Below are 19561 nucleotides of genomic sequence, written 5' to 3'. Positions count from 1 at the left end.
AGAACCCGGGCGCGTGCGGGCTAATAGAGAATTGCCGGATGGCTTCGGTGTCCGGCGGCAGGAACCTTCGATTGGGGAGGTCGCGGCTACACAGACCTGGTGGACAACTAGGCAATTCCCGGAGGACCGGAGCGCGGCGGCCCCCTGTGCGCGCTAGGTTATCTGGATCGCGGGCGGCGTCGTGGACCAGCGGCGCCGCCACTTCTTTACTGGGCCGGCGGCTCGTTCTTGTATTTGTCGAACCAAGCGAGGATCGCGCTCGCCTTGGCTCCGCTTTGCGACGGACGCGCCGCGATGCCGCCGTGGCTGGCGCCGGGCACCTTCACCAGCGCCGTCGGAACGCCGACGAGCTGCAGCGCGGTGTAATATTGCTCCGCCTCGCTGACCGGGGTGCGATAATCCTCGCTGCCGACCACCACCAGAGTCGGCGTGTTAACGTTGCCGACCAGCGACAGCGGCGAGCGGTTCCAATAGGCCTGCGGGTCCTCCCAGGGATATTCGCCGAACCAATATTGGGAGAAGAAGAACGGCGCGTCGGCGGTGAGGGCGAAGCTCGCCCAGTCGATCACTGGTTTCTGCGTCGCGGCGGCCTTGAAGCGGTTTGTCTTGCCGATGATCCAGGCGGTGAGCACGCCGCCGCCCGAACCGCCGGTGACGAAGAGCCGGTTGGGGTCCGCATAGCCTTGGGTGATGGCGGCATCGACGGCGGCCATCAGATCGTCATAGTCGCGGCCGGGATAGGCGTGGTGGATGAGGTTGGCGAACTCGGCCCCATAGGAGGTGGAACCCCGGGGATTGACCGACAGAACCGCGTAGCCGCTTGCGGCGTAAAGCTGGTTGTCGGTCGAGAAATGCGGGCCGTAGGCGGCGAAGGGGCCGCCATGGATTTCGAGGATTAGCGGATGGCGCTGTCCCTCGGCGTGGCTTGGCGGCAGGGTCAGCCAGGCGTCGATGGGCCGGTTGTCGAAGCTCGTGACCGGAATCTCGATCACCTCACCCAGGCGCTTATGGTCGAGAAGGTTGGCGTTGAGGCGTGTCAGCTGACGTGCGTCGCCGCCCTTTATCAGCGAGATGTTGGCCGGCCGGGTCGCTGTGCCGCTGGTGACGGCGAGGGCGCCGTTATCCGCCACGGAGAACGAACCGCCGGTATAAGGGCGGTCAAGCGACGAGCCGCTAAGTCCCTCGGCGACGGCGCGGATCGAGCCGTCGAGCGACACGCGGGCGACCTTCGTCACCCCCTCATCGTCATAGTCGACATAGATGGAGCGGCCGTCGTCGGCCCAGACCGGGGAGCCGACGCTGCGATCGAGGTCGGCGGTGAGCGGTCGAGGGTTGGAGCCGTTCCGGTCCATCACGTAGAGAACGCTGTTCTGATAGCCGAGCTTCTGATCGTCGAACCCGACATAGGCGATCCGGCTTCCATCGGGCGAGACGACCGCGCTGGCATCCGGCCCGTCACGATCGGTCAGCGTCGTCACAACGCCGCTATCGACGTTAAGCGCGAAGACTTCGCTGTCGACCGGCTCGCGCTCCCATTCGAGTGTTCTATTGCCGCTGAAGTAAATGGTGTTTCCGTCCGGGCTCCAGGACAGCGATCCGCCGTCGTTGACCGCGCCAAAGGTGAGCTGGCGTGGCGCGCCGCCTTCGGCGGAGACGACGAAAATGTGATCGTAACCGGGCTTCAGATAGCCCTGTTCGTCGGTGCGGTAGGTGACGGCGGTGTGGATTTCGAGCGGCTCGGCCCATTTGGCGCCCTCGGGCTTCTCGACGGGCTTGCCGAGCTCCAGCCCTTCATCCGGAACGAACATCGAATAGGCGATCCGCCGTCCATCCGGGGACCAGGCGATGCCGGACGGGGAGTTGGGGAGGCCGGTGATGCGCACGCTCTCGCCGCTGTCCATCCAGCGGACGAAGAGCTGCGGGGCCTCGCCTTCGGCGGTGGAGACGTAGGCGAGGCGGCTGCCGTCAGGGGACCAGCGCGGCTGGCTGTGCGCGCCGGGGCCAGCCGCGACCGGCATTTCCTTGCCTGTGCGCGTGTCGATCAGCCAGATGGACGGGCGCATGCGGTCGGTCATGATGTCGCCGGAGCGCCGGACATAGGCGATCCGACTGCCGTCCGGGCTTATCTGGGGATCGGATGCGACCTGGAGCGAGAAAAGGTCGCGCGGGGTGAGGAGGGTGGTCGGCCCTTCGGCCGGCGCCGCCATGGCCGTTCCCGACGCCGCCAGCAGCAGCGCGAACGCACAAACGCACTTGAACATACCCAACCCCCATTTCGTGTCCGGAACCTCTCCTTCTTAGGTTCCGGAACGTCCCGCGCAACCCTCAGCCCTTCTTGAAGGGAGTCATCTCCTCCAGCGCGCGTATCTCGTGCGCGACCGCTTCCCGCTCGTGCGCGAGATAGTCCGCGACCGCTTCTCGCAAGCCGGGATTGGCAAGATAGTGCGCCGAAAAGGTCGGCACCGGACGATAGCCGCGGCTGAGCTTGTGTCCGCCCTGGGCACCGGCCTCGACACGCGCCAGTCCGAGCGCGATCGCCGCCTCGATGGCCTGGTAATAGCAGAGCTCGAAATGGAGATGGGGCACTTCCTCGGTCGTGCCCCAATAGCGGCCGTAGAGCGTGTCGGCCCCGATCAGGTTGAGCGCCCCGGCGATCGGCTGCCCGTCGCGAAAGGCGAAAATGAGCAGCAGCCGATTCGCCATCCTTTCTCCGAGCAGCGAGAAGAAGGAGCGGGTGAGATAGGGTCGCCCCCATTTCCGCGCGCCGGTGTCCTGATAGAAGGCCCAGAAAGCATCCCAATCCCGCTCCGAGATGGCGTCGCCAGTGATATGCTCGACCGTCAGCCCTTCGAGCGCGGCGGCGCGCTCCTTGCGGATCGCCTTGCGCTTGCGAGAGGAGAGGGTGGCGATGAAATCGTCGAAGCTCCCATAACCTTCATTATGCCAATGGAACTGGCTGTCGACGCGGATCAGCCAGCCGCCGCGCTCGAACAAAGGCGCTTCGCTCGGCGCGATGAAAGTGGCGTGGGCGGAGGAAAGACCATTCTGCCGCACCAGTTCCTCGGCCGCCGCTATGAGGCTGAGCGCGAGGCCGGGGTCGTCCGTCAGCAGCCGCCGGCCCGGCACAGGCGTGAAAGGCACGGCGATCTGGAGCTTGGGATAATAGCGCCCGCCGGCCCGCTCGAACGCGTCGGCCCAGGCATGATCGAACACATATTCGCCCTGGCTGTGGCTCTTGGCATAGGCCGGCATCACCGCCGCGAGCCGCCCATCCAGATCCTCGATCGCGATCGGCACCGGCTGCCAGCCGGCCGCCGCCGTCGCGCTCCCGGACTCCTCCAGTGCGGAAAGGAAGGCATGGGTGGTGAAGGGATGGTCGGTGCCGGCGCAACGATCCCATTCGGCGGGATCGAAGGCCGCCACGCCTTGCCCGACCCGTGCCGCTATCTTGCGGCCGATCACGACAGAACCGGTAGCTCGTGGATGATCTGGTCGGCGTGCCGCCCGGCGCGCGCGCGGTCGTCGGCAGTGCGGACCGTCCAGGTCAGCACGGGACGGCGCGCTCCGGCGGCGAAACGGGAAGGAAGGTCGCGTATGTCATAGGCGAGGAAATGGGGTCGCGAGCGCCATAATGCGAGGCGGCGCTGGAGGTCGCCCTTTGCACCGCGCTTCTCGCGTTCCGTCGCTACGAGGCCGCGAAGGACATGCGGCGCGTGGACCGAGAACCAGTAGCCAACCTCGGGATTGAAGGACATAACAGCCACCGGCCCGGTATAGCCTTCCAGCGCCCGCCGGACAGAGCGGCAGAGCGGCGAGACGACCCGGCGGGGCGCCTTCACCTCGATCAGAAGCGAAGCCCGCCCTCCGATCAACGCCAGTATCTCGGGAAGGTCCGGGATCGTCTCGACGGTCCCGCGCAACCTGACCTGACGCAACTCCGCCAAGGTGCGATGCGCGACCTTGCCGGACGCCGTCGTCAGCCGCTCCAGATCATAGTCGTGGAAGACGACGGCGTGACCATCCCGGCTGGCCTGAACGTCGAGTTCGATGCCCTGGCCTTGGGCAATGGCCGCCTCGAAGGCGGCGCGGCTATTCTCGATCCGCCCGCCGCCATGGAGCCCGCGATGGGCGAAGGGGCGGGCGATCAACTCGACGAGCGCGGGATCAGTCGGCCTTGATCGCGACAATGGCATCAATCTCGACGGCGGCACCGAGCGGCAGCACCGGAACGCCGACCGCGCTGCGGGCGTGGCGGCCGGCCTCGCCGAATACCTGCTCCATCAGCTCGGACGCGCCGTTGGCGATCTTGGGCTGGTCAGTGAAGGAACCGGCGCTGTTGACGAAGACGCCGAGCTTCACGATCCGCTCGACGCGGTCGAGGTTGCCCAGCGCCTTCTCCATCTGTGCGATCAGCATCACACCGCAGGCGCGCGCCGCCTTCTGACCATAGTCGATGTCGCGGTCTTCACCGAGACGGCCGGTCATGAGCTGCCCTTCGTCGAACGGAAGCTGGCCCGAAATATGGAGCAACCCTCCGGCTTCCACGGCCGGCACATAGGCGGCGACGGGGGCGGCGGGCTCGGGAAGATTGATCCCCTGGGCGGCGAGGCGGTCTGAGATGCTGTCGGTCATGGCGCCCGTAAGCACCGGCAGGTACGCCGGGTCAAGCCTCGGCCGGTCCTTCCTCGAACCGTCCCAATATCCAGCCGCGTGCTTCGTCCCATTCGTCGATGCGGGCGTGGGCATGCGGGGCAGGGGGCATGTGCACCGCCGATTTCGGTTCGGCGATCATGTGTAGCCGCCACACCTCCGGCGCGTGCTTCGCCACCGATTCATGGTGTACGGCGAGGTCGTCGACGAAGACCGTGACGCTGGGCTTCAGCTCTTGCAGCAACTCGCGGACGGGACGACCCTTGCCGCCGCGATTGCACAGCACGCGATGGCGGATGTCAAAGGCTACGAGCTGCTCGACGCGGCTCGTGTGATATTCGTCGCCCAGATTGGTGAGGATGACGATGTCGGCGACCTCGCCGATCGCGGAGAGCGCCTCGATCGCGCCCGGCACGACATTCTGCCGATGCATCTCGCTGTCGAAGAAGCCGTCGAGAAGAGGCCATATTCGTTCCTCGGCGACCAGCCTTCCGGTTTCCCTTTCGCGGACGGCATCGCGGAAACTCGTGGCATCGAGCGCGAGGTCGAAACCATGCGCTTCGCCGATCCAGTCCGCGAAATGGCGGAGCATGTGGAGGAGTACCTCGTCGCAGTCGCTGATGAGGAGGGGACGGCTCATCTTTCCAGCGCCCTTCGCGCCTCGATCAGCTCGATCGGTTGGATGCTCAGCGCCTCCGCACAGGCAAGAAGGTCCGGTTCGTGCGCTTCCAGGAAGCGAACCGTCGCCACTAGCAAGGCCGGCTCGCCCACTCGCAATCTGAGATCGCTCGGCGAGAGGCCGGTCAGCGCCAGCAACCGCTGCGCCCGGGCGTCGTCGGCCAGTGTCCAGCCGAGGGCCGAAAGCGCGATGGCCGCCGCCTTATCCATGTTTGTTTCCTGAATCTTCATCGCCTAAAGGTGCATTGGAGGGCTTGTGCAGAGGCGAACGCGTGCCGAAAAAAATACTCGTTGTCGAGGACAACGAACTCAATCTGAAGCTCTTCTGCGACCTGCTTCGGGCCCACGGCTATGAGGCGGAGCCGGTAAGGGACGGCCGCGACGCCATGGAAAAGGCCCGCGATTTCGAGCCCGATCTCATCATCATGGATATCCAGATGCCGCATATCAGCGGGCTGGAGCTCATCGAGCAGCTGAAGGCCGACGAGGCGCTGAAGGCCGTGCCGATCATGGCGGTCACGGCCTATGCCGCCAAGGGAGACGAGGAGCGCATCCGCGATGCCGGCGCCGAAGGCTATGAATCCAAGCCCATTTCGGTCGTGCGCTTCGTTGAGGCGGTGGCGGCGCTGCTGGCCGGGCGGGAACACGGGGAATCCGAATTCGGCACCTAGCCGTCATACCGGCTAAGGCCGGTATCGCAGGACGAGAAGTCCCAACGGGTCTCGCTGGAATCCCGGCCCTCGCCGGGATGAAGCCGGACCTAACGGCGAGACGCCGTAAGGTCGTGCGTCACTTGATCTTGGCTTCCTTGAACTCGACGTGCTTGCGCGCGACGGGGTCGTATTTGCGGAAAGTCATCTTCTCGGTGATGTTCCGCGGATTCTTCTTGGTCACGTAGAAAAAGCCGGTGTCGGCGGAGCTGACGAGCTTGATCTTGACGGTTGCTGGCTTGGCCATGGCAGCCTCTTGAAACTGGGGTGTGTCGAAAAATAAAAGCGGCGTCGCCGCCGCCTTCATGCGCGGCCGGCCTCTGCCCCCATCCGCGCTTTCTGTCAAGGGGAAGTGGCTGCTTAACCGGGCTGTAACTCTACTGGTGCATGATGCAGGCATCGGGAACGGCAGGAGGCTCGACATGCGAGCCGAACATGATGCGACGATGCTGGTGAGGGCCGAGCTTTGCGAGCGGCTCGAAACCCTGCAGCGCCTGTCGCGCCGCCGCCCCGGGCAGGGCTTCATCCAGTCGGTGCAATCTATCCGACGTCTCGCCGCCGCCTATGGGTTGACGCCCGTCGTTCGCCTCGCCGAAGCGATGGAGCGCGCGGCGGCCGAAGGCGGCCCGCATCGCTGCCCCACGGCCCTCTATCTCGACCGCCTTCGCGACGCCATCGGCTGCGACAGCAACGACGACCAGGTAAGCCAGGCGATGATCGCGTCGGTGTCCGTGCGCCTCGGCGCCTGACGCCCTCTACGAATGGACGCGCTGCTCACCACCTTTCTCGCCGCTTTGCTTGCCGAATTCGGAGACAAGACCCAGCTATTCGCTATGGCGCTCGCCGCGCGCTATGGCCGGCCGGCGCCCATTGTCCTTGGCATTGCCGTCGCTGCCATCGCCCACTGCATTTTAGCCGCGACCGGCGGCGTCCTGCTCAATGATCTCATAACCTTTTGGGCAACCTCGCTGCTGGTCGCCCTGGCCCTGGTTTTCTCGGGCGTCAGCGGCCTGATCGACCAGAAGCGCCCCGACATGGGCTCGAACTGGAAAGTGGGCGCCTTCGTCACCACAGCGACGGGCTTCTTCCTGCTTGAAATGGGCGACAAGACCCAGTTCCTCACCGTCGCACTCGCCGCCCAGTTCGACTCCTTCGGGCTGGCCGCTGCCGGGGCGGCCGCCGGAATTTTCGCCGCCAACGTACCGGGCGTTTTTCTGGCGGAACGGCTCGGGGTCGTTCTGCCGCTTCGGTGGATCAGGATCGGCGCCGCCCTCATATTCCTGTTCGCCGGATTCCTCGTCGCGATCAATGCTCTGCGCCTGATCTAGCGATGCGATCAGAGACATCTAACTAATTGAGGGAGCCGATTAGTTCCTCATCTGTTATAGAAGCAGGCAATCAATCAGGAGGAATTAATGGCCACGGCACCGGCTCAGCTGAAAAACCCGACCGGACTCGAACGTAATGCGATCGGCACCGTCGCCGAAGCGTTGAATGCGATTTTGGCGGATAGTTACGCGCTCTACATCAAGACCAAGAACTTCCACTGGCACGTCTCGGGTCCCCATTTTCGCGACTATCATTTGATGCTGGACGAGCAGGCAACCCAGATTCTCGGTACGACCGACGCCATTGCCGAGCGCGTCCGCAAGATCGGCGCCACCACCTTGCGTTCGATCGGCCATATCGCCCGCCTGCAGCGGATAGGGGACAATGACACGGAGTTCGTGAGCGCCAAGGACATGCTCTCCGAACTCCACCGCGACAATCTGGCGCTCGTCGAGTCCCTGCGCGAGGCGAAGGAGATCGTCGACGCCGCCGGCGACAACGGCACCTCAGGAATTCTCGACGACTGGACGGATCAGGCCGAGGAGCGCGCCTGGTTCCTGTTCGAGACCGGTCGCGGCGCCTGACGTCGACGGCCTTGCGCACCGACAAGCTTTCAGGGAATGAGGCGGCAGGAATCCCGCGAGCGGGAGAATGCCAGCAGAGGACCGGCCTTGCCTGAAAACACGACCGCGCTCGACCGCGCCTTTGATCTTCATAAGCGCGGGGACTTCGCCGAGGCCCGTTCCGTCGGTGAAACCGCGCTGCCGCAGCACCCCGATAACCCGTCGCTGCTGCGACTGCTCGGCGACAGCTCCTGTCGCTCCGGCGACCTGACCAGAGGTGTCGAATATCTTCGAAAGGCATACGACCTCACGCCCGCCGACCTTCAAATCCGCCTCGATCTCGCCAACGCACTCGCGGCGCTTGGCGACCTGTCGACGGCCGAGGCCGTCTGTGGAACCGATGCCAGTCAAAGTCCCGAGCTCGGGCGGCTGCGCGGCTACATATTGAATGCCCAGGGCCGACATGGCGAGGCGATCGATGCCTATGGACTGGTGCTCGACAAGAACCCTGATGATTGGGAAACCTGGAACAATCTTGGCAACGCCTTGCGGGCGGCGGGCGACCGGGAGACGGCAGCCGAGGCGCTGGCCCGTGCGACGCGGCTTCGGCCGGACGCCGTCGCGGTGCACCTTAATCTGGGTGCCACGCTGGTCGAATTGGGCCGCCTTCAAGATAGCGTAGCGGCCTATCAGGCGGCGGCTCGGCTCGCGCCGGACCAGGCGCCGATCCAGTTCGAGTTCGGGCGACTCCTGCGGTACCTCGGCCGGCTCTCGGAGGCGCTGGCGCCGCTGGAACGGGCGGCGGAATTGGCGCCGCTACAAGGCGAAATATTGCTCGAATTGGCGCGTGCGCTGGTTGGCCTCATGCGGTTCGAAGAGGCCGAAGCCATCTATCGGCGTGTGCTGGAAAGCGATCCAAAGTCGATCGCGGCCTATCTCGAGCTCGGCATCGTTCTGGAACGCGGCAACCGGCTCGACCGACTCGCCGATCTCCTGATGATGGTGGACACGGATGGTGTTGCGGCGAAGGACCTCACTTATCTTCGCGCCCTGTCGATGAGGCGGGAGGGAAAGCTGACGGAAGCCCTCGCCCTCGCTCAGGAGGCGCCTGCTCACATCGAACCCGCGCGGCGCGCGGGTTTGATCGGCAGGCTCGCCGACAGCCTGGACGATGCGGATAAGGCCTTTGAGGCATTCGATGAGATGAACCGGCTCGCGTTGCGTCGTCATCCGGATGCCCGACAGCGCGCTGAACGTTATCGGCGGGAGATAGCGTCAATCGCCGCTCTGGTGAGTGAGGATTGGCACAGGAGCTGGCGGCCCGCAAATCCGGATCGAGGCCGTCAGGCGCCTGTCTTCCTCGTCGGCTTTCCGCGCTCCGGAACGACATTGCTCGACACCCTCCTCATGGGCCATCCGAGCATCCAAGTCCTTGAAGAAGTACCGATTCTCGAGCCGGTAAAGGCGGCGCTGGGCGATTTCTCCCGGCTCGCCACGCTGGAGGTCGGAGAGGTCAGCCGCTTGCGGGCGCTCTATTTTTCCGAGCTCGACGAGCGGATTCCGGCAAAGGCCGGCCGGCTCATCATCGACAAGCTCCCGCTGAACCTGGTCGGCGCTCCGCTCATTCATCGGATTTTCCCCGACGCCCGCTTCATCTTCGCGCGGCGCCACCCTTGCGACGTGGTCCTCAGCTGCTTCATGCAGGACTTCGACATCAACGATGCGATGGCGAACTTTCTCGACCTCGGCGATGCCGCTCTGCTCTATGATGGCGTGCTGACCCTGTGGGAGAGATGCACGAAGGTTCTGCCCCTGCGCGTCCACGACATCAGATACGAGGGGATCGTGGAGGATGCGGAGGCTGAGATTCGTCCTCTCCTCGAATTCCTCGACCTACCCTGGAACGACAAGATTCTCGACCACCAGCGAACCGCCGTGGAGCGGGGCCGGATCATGGCGCCGAGCTATGATCAGGTGACAGAGCGGATCTATGACCGCGCAAGCGGCAGGTGGGAGCGCTACCGGAAACAAATGGCGGGCGTGCTGCCGACGCTCTCGCCTTGGGCCGAGCGCATGGGTTACCGCGTCTGACGGCCTAGAAGGCCAGATCAAGGAGGCCGCTGACGACGAGAAGCCCGATCACGGCCAGGATGACGACGATGCAGCCGATTGCCCTTAACATTCGAGGCCTCCTTTTGGCGCTGCCTCTCTAAACCCGAAGATGCCCCGGGCGTTCCGGGCACCGGTGACTTCGCACCCCTTGCATCCGCGGCGGGCGTCTGTTCGTTACGCCGGCGATGCACGATTTCTCCCAGCTTCTCGACGGTCTCGTTTATACCCGTTCGCGCAACGCGAAGCTGAAGTTGATCGGCGATTATCTGAAGGCCACACCGGACCCCGATCGCGGCTACGCTCTGGCGGTGCTGACCGGCGAGCTTGATCTCCCTGCAGTGAAACCGGCCGCCGTCCGCGCCATCGCCGAGGAGCGCGTCGACCCTGTGCTCCTCTACATGAGCCGTGACTATGTCGGCGACATGGCGGAGACCGTGTCGCTGCTCTGGCCCAAAGGGATCGATCAGCCGGCCGACATCGACGACGGCACCTTGCGTATCGCCAACGTCGTCGAGCGGCTGGCGAGTCTCGGACGGGCCGAAGCGCCGGGCGCGCTGGCAGAAATGCTCGACCATCTCGACGCCAGCGGCCGTTACGCGCTCCTCAAGCTCGCTACCGGCGCGCTGCGCATCGGCGTTTCCTCGCGTCTCGCGAAGCTGGCGCTGGCCCAGGCGTTCGATCTCGACGTCGATGCGGTGGAGGAGGTGTGGCACGGCATCGGCCCGCCCTATCTGCCGCTCTTCGCCTGGGCCGAGGGCAGGGGCGCTCAGCCGACGGCGGAGAATTTGCCCGTCTTCCGGCCCTTCATGCTGGCGCATCCGCTTGAGCAGACGCGGCTGTCGATGGACGAATTTGCCGCCGAATGGAAATGGGACGGCATCCGCGTCCAGATCGTTCGCGCGGTTGGTGAAACCCGGCTCTATAGCCGCGCCGGGGACGACATCACCCGCAGCTTCCCCGATATCGCCGCCGCGTTCGATCGCGACGGCTCGGTGGACGGCGAGCTGCTCGTTAAGGGCGAGGCCCAGGGCGCAGCGGCGCATGGCGGAGCGGCGGCGAGCTTCAACGCCCTCCAGCAGCGGCTGGGTCGAAAGACCGTCTCGGCGAAAATGCTGAGCGACTATCCCGCCTTCGTTCGCCTCTACGACATCTTGTTCGACGGCGTGGAAGATCTTCGGCCACTGCCCTGGGCTGAGCGACGAGCGCGGCTGGAGCGCTTCGTCACCGCGATCAACCCCGATCGTTTCGACGTTTCCGCGCTGATCGACGCCACCGACTTCGACTCGCTCGAAACCCTCCGCGGCGGCGCCCGCGATGCCGCCATCGAAGGCGTCATGCTGAAGCGCCGCGACAGCCCCTATGTCGCCGGCCGCAAGGTTGGCCACTGGTATAAATGGAAGCGCGATCCCCTCGTCGCCGACTGCGTGCTGATGTATGCCCAGCGCGGCAGAGGCAAGCGCTCATCCTATTATTCCGACTACACGTTCGGCTGCTGGGCCGAGGAGGGTGAGCTGCTCCCCGTCGGCAAGGCCTATTTCGGCTTCACCGACGAGGAGCTGAAGTGGCTGGATCACTTCGTCCGCAACAACACTATCCAGCGATTCGGACCGGTGCGCGAAGTGGAGAAAACGCTGGTCCTCGAAGTCGCGTTCGATTCCATCCATTCGAGCAAACGCCACAAGTCGGGCCTCGCCATGCGCTTCCCTCGGATCAGCCGCATCCGGATCGACAAGCCCGCCGCCGAAGCCGATCATCTGGCAACCTTGCGGCGAATGGTCGCTGGGGCGACGTGAATTGAGGAAAGAAAGACTGGCCGGCCGGTTGGATAGGCTCGCGCAGACAATAGCCGTCGCACCCAAGGAAGTATCATGCTCAAAAAGACAACGGCCGCGCTGGCTTCTCTTTCGCTCCTGCTGGTCACGGCGCCCGCGCTCGCGCAGTCCGTGCCGCAGCCCGCGACCGAAGCGGGCCTCGGCTCCCAGGGAGAAAGCGCCCAGTTCGAGGGTGGCAACATTCTCGGCTATGTGTTGCTCGCCGCGTTCGGCGTGGCGAGTGTATGGGCGCTGATCGAAATCATCGACGACGACGGCGACGATATTCCCGTCAGCCCGTAACGTCTTTCCATCGACACCTCTCGCCGCGGGATGACTTTCCTCGCGCGAGGGCTTTCGATGTCCTGCCCCATCGGGCAGGTTCTCATTTCAGAGAAAATGGTGGACGCACTAGGGCTCGAACCTAGGACCCGCTGATTAAGAGTCAGCTGCTCTACCAACTGAGCTATGCGTCCATGCCGGAAGGCAAACGCGCTTCGGGAGACCGATAGGTTCCCGGCGCGGCGTGCCCGCTAGCATGGCCGATGCGGCGATGCAATGGCGAAGCATCCTGCCCGCCCCGGGACGCGACTGGCCCGGCGGCACGCTCTATGGGGATGGCGCCTGGCCGACCGTGCTGGGCTGTTCGGCGGCGAGCTGCGACCAGCGCGGGCCCAAGGCGTCAGTCCCCATTTTTCCGGGCCCGCACCCTCGGAATTCTTTCAAGCATGCGGATAGACCTCGCGCCTACCACTGCCGCCGGCAACTCCCTTTGTTGCCAACCCCTTAGAGGAAGGGCTGACGCCGATCGGTGGGCCCCTGTCCAACTTGGCCGGGCGGTGGCGAAGTCGATATTCCTCGCCTATAGCTGCTTCGATGCGGGGACATTCTCGAATTGCCTAAGCGCCTGAAGCCTCTCGCGCGGCTGGTCGGCGACCAGCTTCGCGCCTCATCCCCACGCGACCACGCCGCGCTCTCGGCCTCCGCGGGCACGGGCAAGACCCATGTCCTCACGGCCCGTGTGCTGCGCCTGCTTCTTGCCGGCGTCGACCCGGCTTCCATCCTCTGCCTCACCTTCACCAAGGCGGGGGCTGCCGAGATGGCGCATCGCATCCATGAGCGGCTGGCCTATTGGGTGCGGTTGAAGGGCGCGGCGCTTGGCGCGGAGCTGGCCGCGCTGGGCGAGGAAGTGGGCCCGGAAATGCGCGAGACCGCCCGCACGCTCTTTGCCCGGGTGCTCGACGCTGCCGGGGGAGGGCTCAGGATCCAGACCATCCACGCCTTCGCCCAGAGCCTGCTCACCGCCTTTCCCGCCGAAGCTGGCCTCGTCCCCGGCATCCGGCCGCTCGAAGGGCGCGAAGAGCAGTTGCTGGCACGCCAGACGCTGGCGGACATGCTCGTTCGCGCCGAGCGGGAAGGGGATCAGCCCCTGGTTCGCGATCTCCAGGCTTTGAGCCATCGGCTGGGCGAGGGGGGTGCGGAATCCTTCCTGATGGACTGCGCCCGCGCCCCTGCCGCGATGGAGGCGATGGGACCGCGCGACGGGATAGAGGCTCGCCTCCGCCACGCCTTTGGTCTGCCGCTAGGCGACATCGAAGAGGCCATCGCCGCCGCCTGCCGGGACGACGTCTTCGATCGCGCTACCGTGGAGGCCATCGCTGCCGCCAACCGCGCCTGGGGGACGGCCACAGGCCTTAACACCTGCGATGTCATCGCCGCATGGCTCGCCGGCGACGGGGCCGCCCGCGCCGCACGCCTCGCCGATCTCTCCGGTATTGTCCTCAAGAAGGATGGCGAGTCGCGCTCCATCTCCGCCGGTCTCGTCAAGGCCGATTCCGCTTATTCGGATCAAGCCTCGCGGCTGGTCGAATGCTGTCGTGCGTTGCTGGCGATGCGGGCGACGGGCGGCCTCGTCGCCCTGTTCGCCGCGGGGTTGCGCGCCGGCCAGACCTTCGCTCGCGCCTATGCCGAAGCCAAGCGCGCCCAGGGCGTGGTCGATTTCGACGATCTCATCGCCCATGCCGAGACGTTGCTCCTCACGCACGGAATGGGCGACTGGGTGCGCTACAAGCTCGACCAGGCGACCGATCACATCCTCGTCGACGAGGCGCAGGACACCAATGAGCGGCAGTGGAACATCGTGCGCGCCCTCGCGCTCGAATATTTCGCCGGCGAAGGCGCTCGCGGCGGCGGCGAGGATGAAGAGTCCGGCCATCGCACCATCTTCACCGTCGGCGATTACAAGCAAGCGATCTTCGGCTTCCAAGGCACGGACCCCAAAAGCTTCGATACGGCCCGCGCCTACTTCGCGCGAGAAGCGGGCGCTATCGACCGCGACTTTCTCGACCTGTCGATGGACCGTAGCTTCCGCTCCTCGCCGCCGATCCTGGCGCTGGTCGACCGCTATATCGCCGATCTCGGCCACGAGGCGCTGGGCCTCCCCCGCCGCCCCAATCCGCATGAAAGCCACCACGCCGCCCGTCCCGGCGCCGTCACGCTGTGGCAGCCCTATTCCGAGGAGGTCGCCGTGGCTTCGGACGAAGCGGGCGAGGAGGGGTGGGTCAGCGACACGATCCGTCGCTACGCCGGCAAGCTCGCCAAGCAGATCCGCCACTGGCTCGACCACCCCTTCGAATTGGGGGGTGAGAAGGAGCGTCCCGTTCGCCCCGAGGACATTCTCATTCTCGTCCGCCGCCGGAGCACGCTCGCCTCGCTGATCGTCGCTCGTCTCCATGCCGAAAACGTTCCTGTGGCCGGCGTAGATCGCCTGCTTCTCTCGGCCCCCCTGGCGGTTCAGGACCTCCTCGCCGCCGCCCGCTTCGCGATCCAGCCGCTCGACGACCTCAACCTCGCCGGGCTTCTCGTCTCTCCGTTGTTCGGCTGGAGCCAGGACGATCTCTTCGCCGCAGCCCATGGCCGCCCGGGCCATCTCTGGAGTAATGTGCGCGACACCTCCGCCGACATCCCCCCGCTCGCCGAAACGCGCGGGCGGCTGGGCGACATCCTCGCGATGGCGGACTTCGCCACGCCGCACCAATTCTTTGAAACGCTGCTCTCAGGTCCTTTACAGGCTCGCCGACGCCTCCTGGAACGGCTCGGACCGGAGGCCCGCGATCCGATCGAGGAGCTGCTCGCCGCCGCGCTGGAATTCGAGGTGAGCGGCACGCCCTCGCTCCAGCGCTTCCTCGACTGGTTCGTGAGGGGGGACGTCGAGATCGTCCGCGATCCGAGCGCGCCGCGCGACGCCGTGCGGGTGATGACCGTCCACGGTTCCAAGGGATTGCAGTCGCCGATCGTCATCCTCGCCGATTCCTGCGTCGACCCGAACCGGTCGCCGGGCAAATCCGCCGAACTTGGCCTGGGGGACGGCACGCCACCGATTCCCGTCTTCCGGCCGCGCAAGAGCGAACTGGCCGAGCCGCTAAAATCCCAGATCGAAGCGCAGGACGCGCTCGACCGGCAGGAGCATTGGCGCCTTCTCTACGTCGCCCTCACTCGCGCCGAGGAGCGTCTGTATATCGGCGGCGCCCTCGGTCCCGCCGATCGCAACGGTCCGCCGGAGGAGAGCTGGTATGCCGCACTGCACGCTTCGTTCGACGCGATAGACGGCGCGTGGCGGGACGATCCTCATTGGGGCCGTTCACGTCGCTTCGGCGATGCCGAAATCCCATTCCATAACCCGCGTGCAAAGCCGGCCGAGCCGGAGCGGGAGTTGCCCGCCTGGCTCGGTCAGGCCGCGCCGGTCGAAGCACGCCCGCCGCGGCCGTTGGCGCCTTCCTCGCTCGGGGAGGACGATGTTCCGAGCCCGCCGCCGAACCCGGCGATGCGGGCGGCCGCGGATCGCGGCAAGCTGCTCCACCAGCTTTTCGAGCGGCTGCCCTCGGTCGACATGGGGATCAGGCCCCGGCTCGCCGATAGCTGGCTGCAGCATTCCGCCGGCGTTTCCGATCCCGCCTTGAGAAAGAGCCTGGTCGACGATGCCTGCGGGATTATCGGCGACCCGGCTTTCGCCGACATCTTCGGCTCCGACGCACTTGCCGAAGCGCCGATCGCGGCGGTCACGCCGGACGGCTCCGTCATCACCGGCACGGTCGATCGGCTGCTCGTCACCGACGAGCGTGTTCGCGTCATCGACTTCAAGACGGGAAGAGCCGTGCCCACCGCCCCGGCCGACATTCCCGTCCCGCATCTTCGCCAGATGGCTGCCTACACGGCCGCCCTGGAAATGATCTTTCCCGGGCGCGCGGTCGAAGCGTCGCTGCTCTACACCGCCGGCCCGGCGTTGCATCCGCTGCCGCGCGGCCTGCTGGAGGCTTACCGGCCTGGGGCCGTTCTCGCCGACGGTTGAGCCAGCGCCGTCCGCATCCTACATCCGTTTCAAAGCTTCAGGAGATCATCATGACCACCAAGACCGTCACCGACGCCTCATTCCAGACCGATGTGCTGGGCGCCTCCGAGCCCGTGCTCGTCGATTTCTGGGCGGAATGGTGCGGCCCCTGCCGGATGATCGCGCCGGCGCTGGAAGAGATCAGCGACGAACTGGACGGCAAGGTGACGGTCGCCAAGCTCAATATCGACGAGAATCCGGACGCCCCGGCCAAATATGGCGTGCGCGGCATTCCGACGATGATCCTGTTCAAGAACGGCCAGCCCGCCGCCACGAAGGTCGGCGCCGCTCCCAAGAGCGCGCTGCAAAGCTGGCTCGAGGGCCAGCTCTAGAATGCTGGCGGATGCGGCAATGGCACCAGCCGGCGTCGAAGGGCGCGCTCCTGAGTTGATAGCGCACGGCGCCGCACGCGCATCCGCCTGAAAGGGCAGGGTTCATGGGCAGGGTTCATGACCGGGCGCTAGGCCCCGGCCGCTGGCGCGTCAATTGACTTGGCAAGAGGTGGACCCTACATCGCCGACGACATTTTAGCGGGGGTCTGCGGCTTTTCGTCGCCTCGCGCGGCCACGTATTCTAACGACAGGAACGCCCATGTTTGGCGGATTTGCCAAAGCCATTTTCGGATCGTCCAACGACCGCTACGTCCGCTCCCTCCAGAAGATCGTCGACCGCATCAATGGTTTCGAGCCGACCGTCTCGGTGATGACCGACGAGGAGCTTCGCGGCCAGACGCCGATTCTGCGCCAGCGCCTCGCCGACGGCCAGTCGATCGATGATATCCTGCCGGAGGCCTTCGCCACCGTCCGCGAGGCCGCGAAGCGGACGCTCGAGCAGCGTCACTACGATGTGCAGATGGTCGGCGGCATCGTCCTCCATCGCGGCTCGATCGCCGAGATGCGAACCGGCGAGGGCAAGACGCTGGTCGCGACGCTCGCCACCTATCTCAATGCCCTCGAAGGCAAGGGCGTCCACGTCGTCACCGTTAACGACTATCTTGCCCGCCGCGACGCCGACTGGATGGGCCAGATTTACCGCTTCCTCGGCATGACCGTGGGCGTCATCGTTCCGAACCTCACCGACCAGCAGCGCCGCGCCGCCTATGCCGCGGACATCACTTACGGCACCAACAACGAGTTCGGCTTCGATTATCTGCGCGACAACATGAAATACGACCGCGCCCAGATGGTGCAACGACCGTTCAATTTCGCGATCGTCGACGAGGTAGATTCGATCCTGATCGACGAGGCTCGAACGCCGCTCATCATCTCGGGTCCGACCGACGACAAGTCCGAGCTCTACATCTCGGTCGACGCGATCGTGAAGCAGCTCGTTCCCGAGGACTATGAGGTCGACGAGAAGCAGAAGTCGGTCGTCCTCACCGAGGACGGCACCGAGAAGATCGAGCGCATGTTCGAGAATGCGGGCGTCCTCGTCGGCAGCAATCTCTACGATTTCGAGAATACGCAGGTCGTCCAGCACCTCAACCAGGCGCTCAAGGCCAATGTCATCTTCAAGCGCGACACCGACTATATCGTCAAGGAAGACAAGGTTATCATCATCGACGAGTTTACCGGCCGCATGATGGATGGCCGGCGCTGGTCCGACGGCCTCCATCAGGCGGTGGAGGCGAAGGAAGGCGTCAAGATCGAGCCAGAGAACCAGACGCTCGCCTCGATCACCTTCCAGAATTATTTCCGGCTCTATCCCAAGCTCAGCGGCATGACCGGCACGGCGCTCACCGAGGCGCCTGAATTCTACGACATTTACAAGATGAACGTCGTCACCATCCCGACCAACCTGCCCGTCCAGCGGACAGACGAGGACGACGAATTCTACAAGAATATGAATGACAAGTTCGCCGCTATTGCCACGGCGATCAAGGAGAAGCAGGAGGTCGGGCAGCCGGTTCTGGTCGGCACCGTATCGATCGAGAAATCGGAGCTGCTCTCGGATTATCTCAAGCGCGAGGGCGTTCGCCACGAAGTTCTGAACGCGCGCTACCACGAGCAGGAAGCGCATATCATCGCGCAGGCGGGCGCGATGGGGGCGGTCACGATCGCCACCAACATGGCCGGTCGCGGCACCGATATCCAGCTGGGTGGCAATGTCGATTTCCGTATCGAGGACGAACTGTCGGATGTCCCCGAAGGACCGGAGCGCGATGCGGCGATCGCGAAGATCAAGGAAGAGGTCGCGGTCCAGAAGCAACGCGTTCTCGACGTCGGCGGCCTGTTCGTGCTCGGCACCGAGCGCCACGAGAGCCGCCGCATCGACAACCAGCTTCGCGGCCGCTCGGGTCGCCAGGGCGATCCGGGCCTGTCGCGCTTCTACCTCAGCCTCGACGACGACCTGCTGCGCATCTTCGGGCCGCAGACCATGTTCTCGCGCCTGATGAACAAGAACCTGGAGGATGGCGAGGCGATCGTAAGCCCCTGGATTTCCAAGGCGATCGAGACCGCGCAAAAGAAGGTCGAGGCGCGCAACTACGACATCCGCAAACAGGTCGTCGAATATGACGACGTCATGAACGACCAGCGCAAGGTCATTTACGAGCAGCGCGCCGACATCATGGACGCCGACACCGTTGGCGACGTGGTCGAGGACATGCGCGCCGAGACGGTGAACGGCATCGTCGGCGAGGCGTGCCCGCCCAACTCCTATCCGGAACAATGGGATGTCGAGCATCTGAAGGCGCGCGTGGACGAGATTTTCGGCCTGTCACTGCCCATCGACGACTGGCTGAAGGAGGAATCGGTCGATCCGGAGATGCTGGTCGACCGCATCCGCGCCGCCGCCGATGCCCAGATCGCCGACAAGACGGCGTCACTCGCGCCCGAAACCTACATCCAGATCGAGAAGAGCATCCTCCTCCAGTCGCTCGACCATCACTGGAAGGAGCATCTGGCGATGCTGGATGCGCTGCGGCAGGTGATCCATCTTCGCGCTTATGCGCAAAAGAAGCCGATCGACGAATACAAGCATGAGGCGTTCCAGCAGTTCGAGCGCATGCTCGGCGCGATCCGCGAGGACGTGACGCGGACGCTCGCCTTCGCGACCTTTACCTTCCAGCAGCCGGATCTTCCGGACATGCCGGATTTCGTCACGCACCATATCGATCCCTTCACGGGCGAGGACGACAGTGCGGATTTGGACGCCGCGACCGGCAATGTCCTATCACGCCTGCCGCCCCTCCAGGTGCCGCGGCCTGAAATGCCGGGCGATACAGCCGTCGCCGAGATCGTGCCGCCTGCCAGCCGCAACGCACCTTGCCCGTGCGGTTCGGGCCGCAAATACAAGCACTGCCACGGCGCGCTGTAGCCT

At 65.1% G+C, this 19561-nt stretch carries 17 protein-coding genes and 1 tRNA gene; 10 read left to right on the top strand and 8 right to left on the bottom strand.

What is annotated here, in order from left to right; all coding sequences use genetic code 11:
• Positions 1-206: 206 nt before the first annotated feature.
• The 6 genes from VIR62_RS03240 to VIR62_RS03215 form a co-directional block, all read right to left on the bottom strand.
• Positions 207-2261 (bottom strand): prolyl oligopeptidase family serine peptidase, encoded by a 2055-nt coding sequence (locus VIR62_RS03240; protein ID WP_431868640.1) that lies wholly within the window; start codon positions 2259-2261, stop codon positions 207-209.
• Positions 2262-2325: 64 nt separating this feature from the next.
• On the bottom strand, positions 2326-3462 hold the full coding sequence (locus VIR62_RS03235; RefSeq protein ID WP_431868638.1) for a GNAT family N-acetyltransferase: 1137 nt from the start codon (positions 3460-3462) through the stop codon (positions 2326-2328).
• Positions 3459-4193, bottom strand: coding sequence for a glycerophosphodiester phosphodiesterase family protein (locus VIR62_RS03230; RefSeq protein WP_431868636.1), 735 nt, complete (start codon positions 4191-4193; stop codon positions 3459-3461). Before VIR62_RS03230 ends, VIR62_RS03235 begins: the two co-directional genes overlap by 4 nt.
• Positions 4165-4632, bottom strand: coding sequence for a RidA family protein (locus tag VIR62_RS03225; RefSeq protein ID WP_431868634.1), 468 nt, complete (start codon positions 4630-4632; stop codon positions 4165-4167). Before VIR62_RS03225 ends, VIR62_RS03230 begins: the two co-directional genes overlap by 29 nt.
• 31 nt (positions 4633-4663) lie before the next feature.
• The gene (locus VIR62_RS03220; protein ID WP_431868632.1) at positions 4664-5290 is read right to left on the bottom strand and encodes an HAD family hydrolase; all 627 of its coding nucleotides are present in this window, start codon (positions 5288-5290) and stop codon (positions 4664-4666) included.
• On the bottom strand, positions 5287-5538 hold the full coding sequence (locus VIR62_RS03215; protein ID WP_431868631.1) for a DUF3572 family protein: 252 nt from the start codon (positions 5536-5538) through the stop codon (positions 5287-5289). The genes VIR62_RS03220 and VIR62_RS03215 overlap by 4 nt, the downstream gene beginning before the upstream one ends.
• Positions 5539-5600: 62 nt before the next feature.
• Between VIR62_RS03215 and VIR62_RS03210 the strand changes: the two genes are divergently transcribed.
• Positions 5601-5999: a response regulator gene (locus VIR62_RS03210; RefSeq protein WP_431868630.1), complete on the top strand. Its 399-nt coding sequence runs from the start codon at positions 5601-5603 to the stop codon at positions 5997-5999.
• Positions 6000-6117: 118 nt separating this feature from the next.
• Here the strand turns inward: VIR62_RS03210 and rpmG are convergent, their stop codons facing one another.
• Complete coding sequence (gene rpmG, locus VIR62_RS03205; RefSeq protein WP_106640541.1) at positions 6118-6285, bottom strand: 50S ribosomal protein L33; 168 nt, start codon at positions 6283-6285, stop codon at positions 6118-6120.
• Between the two features lie 175 nt (positions 6286-6460).
• On the opposite strand from rpmG, the gene VIR62_RS03200 reads away from it, so the two are divergent.
• The 6 genes from VIR62_RS03200 to VIR62_RS03175 all read left to right on the top strand — a co-directional run bounded on the left by VIR62_RS03200 (position 6461) and on the right by VIR62_RS03175 (position 12156).
• Positions 6461-6787 carry a hypothetical protein gene (locus VIR62_RS03200; RefSeq protein ID WP_431868629.1) on the top strand — a complete coding sequence of 109 codons (327 nt, stop codon included), beginning with the start codon at positions 6461-6463 and terminating at the stop codon, positions 6785-6787.
• A gap of 12 nt (positions 6788-6799) precedes the next feature.
• Positions 6800-7366 carry a TMEM165/GDT1 family protein gene (locus VIR62_RS03195; protein ID WP_431868628.1) on the top strand — a complete coding sequence of 189 codons (567 nt, stop codon included), beginning with the start codon at positions 6800-6802 and terminating at the stop codon, positions 7364-7366.
• A gap of 87 nt (positions 7367-7453) precedes the next feature.
• The gene (locus VIR62_RS03190) at positions 7454-7951 is read left to right on the top strand and encodes a Dps family protein (RefSeq protein WP_431868627.1); all 498 of its coding nucleotides are present in this window, start codon (positions 7454-7456) and stop codon (positions 7949-7951) included.
• Positions 7952-8038: 87 nt separating this feature from the next.
• Positions 8039-10021 carry a sulfotransferase gene (locus VIR62_RS03185; protein WP_431868626.1) on the top strand — a complete coding sequence of 661 codons (1983 nt, stop codon included), beginning with the start codon at positions 8039-8041 and terminating at the stop codon, positions 10019-10021.
• A 206-nt stretch (positions 10022-10227) separates the two neighbouring features.
• Positions 10228-11835, top strand: coding sequence for a cisplatin damage response ATP-dependent DNA ligase (locus VIR62_RS03180; RefSeq protein WP_431868624.1), 1608 nt, complete (start codon positions 10228-10230; stop codon positions 11833-11835).
• A gap of 75 nt (positions 11836-11910) precedes the next feature.
• Positions 11911-12156: a hypothetical protein gene (locus VIR62_RS03175; protein ID WP_431868623.1), complete on the top strand. Its 246-nt coding sequence runs from the start codon at positions 11911-11913 to the stop codon at positions 12154-12156.
• Between the two features lie 97 nt (positions 12157-12253).
• On the opposite strand, the gene VIR62_RS03170 is transcribed toward VIR62_RS03175, so the two are convergent.
• Positions 12254-12329 (bottom strand) — tRNA-Lys (locus VIR62_RS03170).
• A gap of 419 nt (positions 12330-12748) precedes the next feature.
• On the opposite strand from VIR62_RS03170, the gene addA reads away from it, so the two are divergent.
• From addA to secA, 3 genes are all read left to right on the top strand, one after another.
• Complete coding sequence (addA, locus tag VIR62_RS03165; RefSeq protein WP_431868622.1) at positions 12749-16201, top strand: double-strand break repair helicase AddA; 3453 nt, start codon at positions 12749-12751, stop codon at positions 16199-16201.
• 50 nt (positions 16202-16251) lie between these two features.
• The gene (gene trxA, locus VIR62_RS03160; RefSeq protein WP_431868620.1) at positions 16252-16572 is read left to right on the top strand and encodes a thioredoxin TrxA; all 321 of its coding nucleotides are present in this window, start codon (positions 16252-16254) and stop codon (positions 16570-16572) included.
• Between the two features lie 259 nt (positions 16573-16831).
• Complete coding sequence (gene secA, locus VIR62_RS03155; RefSeq protein WP_431868618.1) at positions 16832-19558, top strand: preprotein translocase subunit SecA; 2727 nt, start codon at positions 16832-16834, stop codon at positions 19556-19558.
• Positions 19559-19561: the final 3 nt, after the last annotated feature.

Source organism: Allosphingosinicella sp. (genome assembly GCF_036570505.1).
In the GTDB taxonomy this organism is placed as follows: domain Bacteria; phylum Pseudomonadota; class Alphaproteobacteria; order Sphingomonadales; family Sphingomonadaceae; genus Allosphingosinicella.
The sequence above is the reverse complement of the archived record's forward strand: the minus strand, read 5'-3'. Positions and strand labels throughout refer to the sequence as shown.